At 71.4% G+C, this 5,252-nt stretch carries 5 protein-coding genes and 1 pseudogene; 1 reads left to right on the forward strand and 5 read right to left on the reverse strand.

Going from position 1 to position 5,252, the window contains the following annotated elements; all coding sequences use genetic code 11:
- Window positions 1–708 (reverse strand): annotated as a pseudogene (locus tag HOQ08_RS00020) (lytic murein transglycosylase); the annotation flags it as partial.
- Between the two features lie 89 nt (window positions 709–797).
- Between HOQ08_RS00020 and HOQ08_RS00025 the strand changes: the two are divergent.
- Window positions 798–2,384 (forward strand): glycoside hydrolase family 17, encoded by a 1,587-nt coding sequence (locus HOQ08_RS00025; protein ID WP_291189637.1) that lies wholly within the window; start codon window positions 798–800, stop codon window positions 2,382–2,384.
- Here HOQ08_RS00025 and HOQ08_RS00030 read toward each other — a convergent pair.
- From HOQ08_RS00030 to HOQ08_RS00045, 4 genes are all read right to left on the reverse strand, one after another.
- Window positions 2,298–2,711: a hypothetical protein gene (locus HOQ08_RS00030; protein ID WP_291189640.1), complete on the reverse strand. Its 414-nt coding sequence runs from the start codon at window positions 2,709–2,711 to the stop codon at window positions 2,298–2,300. The genes HOQ08_RS00025 and HOQ08_RS00030 overlap by 87 nt on opposite strands.
- Entirely contained in the window at window positions 2,708–3,529 is an 822-nt protein-coding gene (locus HOQ08_RS00035) for an endonuclease/exonuclease/phosphatase family protein (RefSeq protein WP_291189642.1), read from the reverse strand. The genes HOQ08_RS00030 and HOQ08_RS00035 overlap by 4 nt, the downstream gene beginning before the upstream one ends.
- A gap of 80 nt (window positions 3,530–3,609) precedes the next feature.
- A complete protein-coding gene (locus HOQ08_RS00040; RefSeq protein WP_291189644.1) occupies window positions 3,610–4,260 on the reverse strand; it encodes a thiol:disulfide interchange protein DsbA/DsbL in 651 nt (216 codons plus the stop codon).
- 236 nt (window positions 4,261–4,496) lie between these two features.
- A partial coding sequence (locus HOQ08_RS00045; protein WP_291189647.1) for a thiol:disulfide interchange protein DsbA/DsbL occupies window positions 4,497–5,252 on the reverse strand: 756 nt, incomplete at its 5' end.

A 5,252-nucleotide genomic window follows, 5' to 3' on the forward strand; every position in this document is an offset into this window, starting at 1 on the left:
GGCCACCGCAGCGGCCGGGTCGCGCAACGCCTGGGCCAGGCGCGCGGCGGCCTTGCCTTCCTCGGCCGGCAGCCAGGCGGCCAGCGCGGCAACGGTGCCGCCCTGGCCGGCATCGACCGCGCGATCGATGCGCGTCCACAGGCGCGCATCGGTGAGCAGGCCTGCGTCATGCGCGGTGGCGATCACCGGGTCGCAGGCGTTGGGCAGGCCAGGCTTGGCCCACAGGGCGGCGAGGTCGCGCTGGAAATCGAGCGCGCCGCCCTGCGCCAGCTTCGCCTGCAGCGCGTCGCAGGTGAGCGTGTCGCCCAGGCCGCTCTGGTAGAGCGCCAGGAAGTCGTCCCAGCGCTGCTGGCTCGCCTGCTCCAGCAGCCAGGCGCGGCGCAGGTCGGCGGCCGGCAGCAGGTCCGGATAGCGCGCAAGGAACGCGGCGACGGTGGCGCGGTCCAGCGTGGCCACGTCGTGCTCGAGCGCGGCTTCCTCCAGGTAGGGAAACAGCGGATAGCCGGCCAGCTTGCCGACCCACGCGCGCCAGCCGTCGCCACCCTGCTGCGCCACGGCCCAGGCCTGCCTGAAGGCGATGCGCTGCTCGGCCAGCGAGGGCGCGGCGCTCGCCGTCCCCGCGAGGCCGAACCAGGCGGTCAGCAGGGCAAGCAGGAGATACGGCAGCGGGCGCCGCGCGCGCGCGGCCGGAGGGACGTTCGGGATCATTGCCGCAAGTGTAGTAAGCGTCAGCAGGGCGTGCGTTAACCGTTGCTGCTGCTAAGCTCGCCCGTTTCGCCGCCATCGCCGGGTAGTGCATGTCGATCACGCCGCCGTCCCGTTCCCGTCCGCACTGGCCGGTGTGGGTCGCGCTCGCGCTGGCGGCGTTCGCCGGGGTGGCGGGCTGGTGGTGGATGGGCCGGCCGGTGGTGTTGCCGGACGCACCCTCCGCGCGGATCGCCTGCGTGTCCTACGCGCCCTATCGCCGACCAGGCGAGACGCCGTACGACGCGGCCACCTTCATCAGTCCCGAGCGCATCGATGCGGACCTGCGCGCGCTGTCGCAGCGCTTCGATTGCGTGCGCACCTATGCGCAGGGGCAGGGCCTGGCCGCCGTGCCGGCGATCGCCCAGCGCTACGGCATGCAGGTGCTGATGGGCATCTGGCTGGGCCGCGACCCACAGGCCAATGCGCGCGAGGTGGCGATGGGCATCGCCACCGCAAAGGCGTATCCGCGGGCGCTGCGCGGGGTGATCGTGGGCAACGAGGTGCTGCTGCGCGGGGAGCTGGCGCCGCAGGCGCTGGCCGGCTACGTGCGGCAGGTGCGTGCGGCGGTGCCGCCGTCGGTGCCGGTGAGCTATGCGGACGTGTGGGAGTTCTGGCTGCGCTATCGGCAAATGGCCGAGGCGGTCGACTACCTGACCATCCACATCCTGCCCTACTGGGAGGACGAGCCGGTGCCGCCGGAGCACGCGGTGCGCCACGTGGCGCAGGTGTATGCACGCATGCAGCAGGCCTTTCCCGGCAAGCGCGTGATGATCGGCGAGACCGGCTGGCCCAGCGCCGGCCGGCCACGCCGCGCGGCGCGCGCCACGCTGGTCAACGAGGCGCGCTACCTGCGCCAGTTCCTCGCCTATGCCGCCACCGTGCACATGCCCTACAACGTGATCGAGGCGTTCGACCAGCCGTGGAAGCGCGTGCAGGAAGGCACCGTGGGGGGCTACTGGGGCATCTTCGACGTGGATGCGCGGCCCAAGTTTCCGATGAGCGGCCCGGTGGTGGAGGAGCCGCGCTGGTGGTGGGGCTGGCTTGCCGGTGCGCTTGGCGCGGCCTTGTTCGGCGCGGCGGCTGCGCGAACGCGCCTGCGCGGCGTAGTCGCGTCGCTGCTGGCCGGTTTCGCTGCGGGCGCCGCACTGGCCTGGCAGGGACGGCAGATGGCCTATGCCTGCCGCGACCTGTTCGAGTGGAGCGTGTCGATCGCCGCGTGCCTGGCCGCGCTGGCCACCGCGCTGTGGCTGGCGCGCGGGATCGCCCGGCGCCTGGCGGGCATCGCGCAGGAATCCTCCGCACCGGCGTGGCTGCAGCTGGGTTGGCTGTTCGGCCTGGCCTGGTACGACCTGCTGCTGGTGTTCGACGGTCGCTACCGCGACTTCCCATTGGGCCTGTTCGCACTGCCCTGCGTCGGCTATGCGCTGGCCGGCTGGCTCCCTGCACGCCCGGAGATGCCGCCGGCGGAACACCGCCTGCTGGCCTGTGTGCTGCCCGTGCTCGGTACGCTGGTGGTGGTGCAGGAGGCGGGCCTGAACCTTACCGCCTGGCTATGGCTGGGGTTGAACGTCGCCCCCGCGCTGCTGGTGCTGCTCGCCTGGGTGCAGGCTGTCCACCTGCGCGCGCAGCAGGCGTAGCGCGCCGACCAGCAGCGCGAACGCGCCGGCCTCGAAGCAGTACAGCACCAATGCGGCGACGCCCAGGGCGGTGGCCAGCCAGGCCGCCAGCGGATGGCGCGCGACCAGCGCGATGAAGGCGGCGGTGAGCGCCGCATAGCCGTAGCCGTAGCCGAGGAAGCCCAGCACCGCCCATTGCCGCCAGGCGCACCAGCGCGGACCGCCATCGGCGCCGCACAGGTGGGCCACCGTCGCCGGCTCGATCACGCCATAACGCAGCGTGGCGGCGGCCAGCGCGACCAGTGCGATGGTGAGCCAGGGCAGGGTCAGGCGAAGCGTGCGGTTCATTGGCGCAACCGGTGGGCGCGTGGCGCCAGTGTGGCCGACAGGCGGATTTCCGCCGCCAGCGGCAGGTGGTCGGAGAACGCCTGCGGCAGGGCCCACACGCGCTCGAGCTGCAGCGATCCGGAAAGCAGGATGTGGTCCAGCGCCCGGCGCGGCTTCCAGCTGGGAAAGGTCGGCGTGGGCTGGGCCGGCGGCTGCAGGCTGCAGCGCGCGAACAGGTGGCGCATCTCGGCGCTGTGCGCCTCGGTGTTGAGGTCGCCCATCAGCACCACATTCGGGTAGCCGTGCAGCACTTCGGCGATGAAGGCGAGCTGCCGCGCGCGCGCCTGCGCCGAGAGCGAGAGGTGGGCGATCATCACGGTGAGCGCCTCGGCTTCGGCGCCGTAGCGCACCAGCAGCGCGCCGCGGCCGGGAATGCGGCTGGGCAGCGGGTAGTCGTACACGCTGTGCGGTTCCATGCGGCTGATCAGGCCGTTGGCCGAATGCGCCAGGCGCGCCATCGGCCGGTTCGGCTGGTGGCTCCAGAACGGCAGGCCGGAGGCCTCGGCGAGGTAGCGGGTCTGGTTGAGGAAGCCCGAACGCAGGCTGCCGGCATCGGCCTCCTGCAGGCCGATCACGTCGAACTGCGGCAGCACCTCGGCCAGGCGGTCCAGGTTGTCCAGCTTGCTGCGTCCGGGCAGCACCGCGTTGATGCTGCGGGTGAGGTATTCGCTGTAGCGCTGCACGCTGGCGCCGGCCAGGATGTTGCAGCTGAGCAGGCGCAGGCGGCGTTCGGGAGGAGCCTTCTTGTCTGGTGCGGCGTGGTCTGCGGCGCGGGTCATCGGCGGGACGATAGCGGGAGCGGGGCGGCGGCGATGCGACGAGCATCGCCTGCCGCGCGTGAACGCAAGGCGCGCCGCGGCTATCCGCCGGCCAGCTCGCGCTTGACCAGCCACCGGGTGAGGTCGACCAACTCGTCCAGTGTCTTCACCTGGGCGCTGCGGTACTTGCCGTCCACCACGATGGTGGGGGTGCCGCCGACCTGCCACTGCTGGATCAGCGCGAGATCCTTGCGCATCTGCGCCGTGGCCGCATCCGAGTTGGCGATGCTCAGGAACTTCGCACGGTCGACGCCGTGGCTGGCATAGAAGTCGGCCAGTTCGTCCAGCGTATTGAGCGGGTAGTGCTGCTCGAACTTGGCCTGGAACAGCGCCAGATGGGTGCGCTCGACCACGCCGAGCTTGTCGGCGGCGTAGTACGCGCGCGCGAACGGCATCCACTCGTCGTTGAACGGCGCCGGCAGCAGCTTGAACACCACGCCCTTGGGCAGCGACTTGCGCAGCTGCTCGGCCGTCGGCGCGAAATGCGCGCAGTGGATGCAGCCGTAGGAGAACACTTCGACCACCTCGACCTTGCCATCGGCGCTCAGCCGCTGGTGCGGAGCGGGCAGCGTCACGTACTGCTCGCCCTCGGTGTAGGGTGCCGGCGTGCCCGGCGAGGCGCTGCAGGCGCTGGCCAGCAGCAGGCCGCCGAGCAGGGCCAGCAGGCGCAGGCGGGCGATGTGCTTGATCATCGGATTCTCCCAGGTGGAACGGTCGAGGATGCGTGCGGGCGTGCGATGGCGCAGCCGGGCCCGCCCATTGAATCACTACGCGCCACAGGGAGCGACGCAGCGGCCTTGGGCAGGAGCCGCGGGTTCGACCGCGGGCGGGGAGGGCAAGTTCGTTCGTGGAAACACCCGCAGGCGCGTGTGCATGCCCCTGCCGTCGCATCGGCCGCACCGCACCCAAGGCGGCGCGGCGGAGGCGATCACTTGCCGGCCGCTTCCTTGGCCACCAGCCAGTTGGCCAGCTCGATCGCCTGCGGATAGCCGCCGGCGCTGCTGACGTCGAATCGGTACTTGCCGTCGACCACGATGGTCGGCGTGCCGGTGACGCCGTAGGCCTTGATCAGGTCGTCGGCGCGCTTCATCTGCGTGTTGATGCTGAAGGAATTGGCGACCGCGACGAATTCCTTCGGGTCGGCGCCGACCTTGGCGTACACCTTGGCGGCATCCTCGATGGTGGGCAGCGCATCGCGCGGCTTCAGGCCGCTGCCGGCGGCGTTCATGGCGGAAAGCTCGCCGCTCTTCCACACCGCGTCGTACATCGCATCGTTGCCCTTGTCGGCCACGCCGAGCGCCTTGGCGGCGAAGTAGGCGCGCTGCAGCATCGGCCAGTTCTCCTGCGGGATGAACGAGGCCGGCAGATAGGCCATCGCCGCGTTGGCGGCAAGGCCGGCGGCCAGCTTCTGCACGATCGGATGGAACTGGTTGCAGGCCGGGCAGCCATAGGAGAACACCTCGGTCACCTCGATCTTGTCGGTGGAGGTGGCCTTGGGCTGGGCCGGATCGATGCGGAAGTAGTTCTTGCCTTCCACCCACTTGCCGTCGTCGACGAACGGTTGGGCCGGCGCGGCCGGTGGCGTGGGCGTGCTGGTGGAGGAAACCGCGGTGGTCGTGCCGGCGCTGGCGGGCGCCTGGCCGCCGGCGGCTGCGGCCGAGGTGGTGCCGCTGGCCGCCGGTGT

The sequence above is a fragment of the Frateuria sp. genome, from assembly GCF_013362045.1.
In the GTDB taxonomy this organism is placed as follows: Bacteria; Pseudomonadota; Gammaproteobacteria; order Xanthomonadales; family Rhodanobacteraceae; genus Frateuria_A.

Bases quoted from the DNA above. Each gene is read 5' to 3' on its own strand.
- HOQ08_RS00025 (WP_291189637.1), top strand. From the start codon at position 798: ATGTCGATCACGCCGCCGTCCCGTTCCCGTCCGCACTGGCCGGTGTGG.
- HOQ08_RS00030 (WP_291189640.1), bottom strand. From the start codon at position 2,711: ATGAACCGCACGCTTCGCCTGACCCTGCCCTGGCTCACCATCGCACTG.
- HOQ08_RS00035 (WP_291189642.1), bottom strand. From the start codon at position 3,529: ATGACCCGCGCCGCAGACCACGCCGCACCAGACAAGAAGGCTCCTCCC.
- HOQ08_RS00040 (WP_291189644.1), bottom strand. From the start codon at position 4,260: ATGATCAAGCACATCGCCCGCCTGCGCCTGCTGGCCCTGCTCGGCGGC.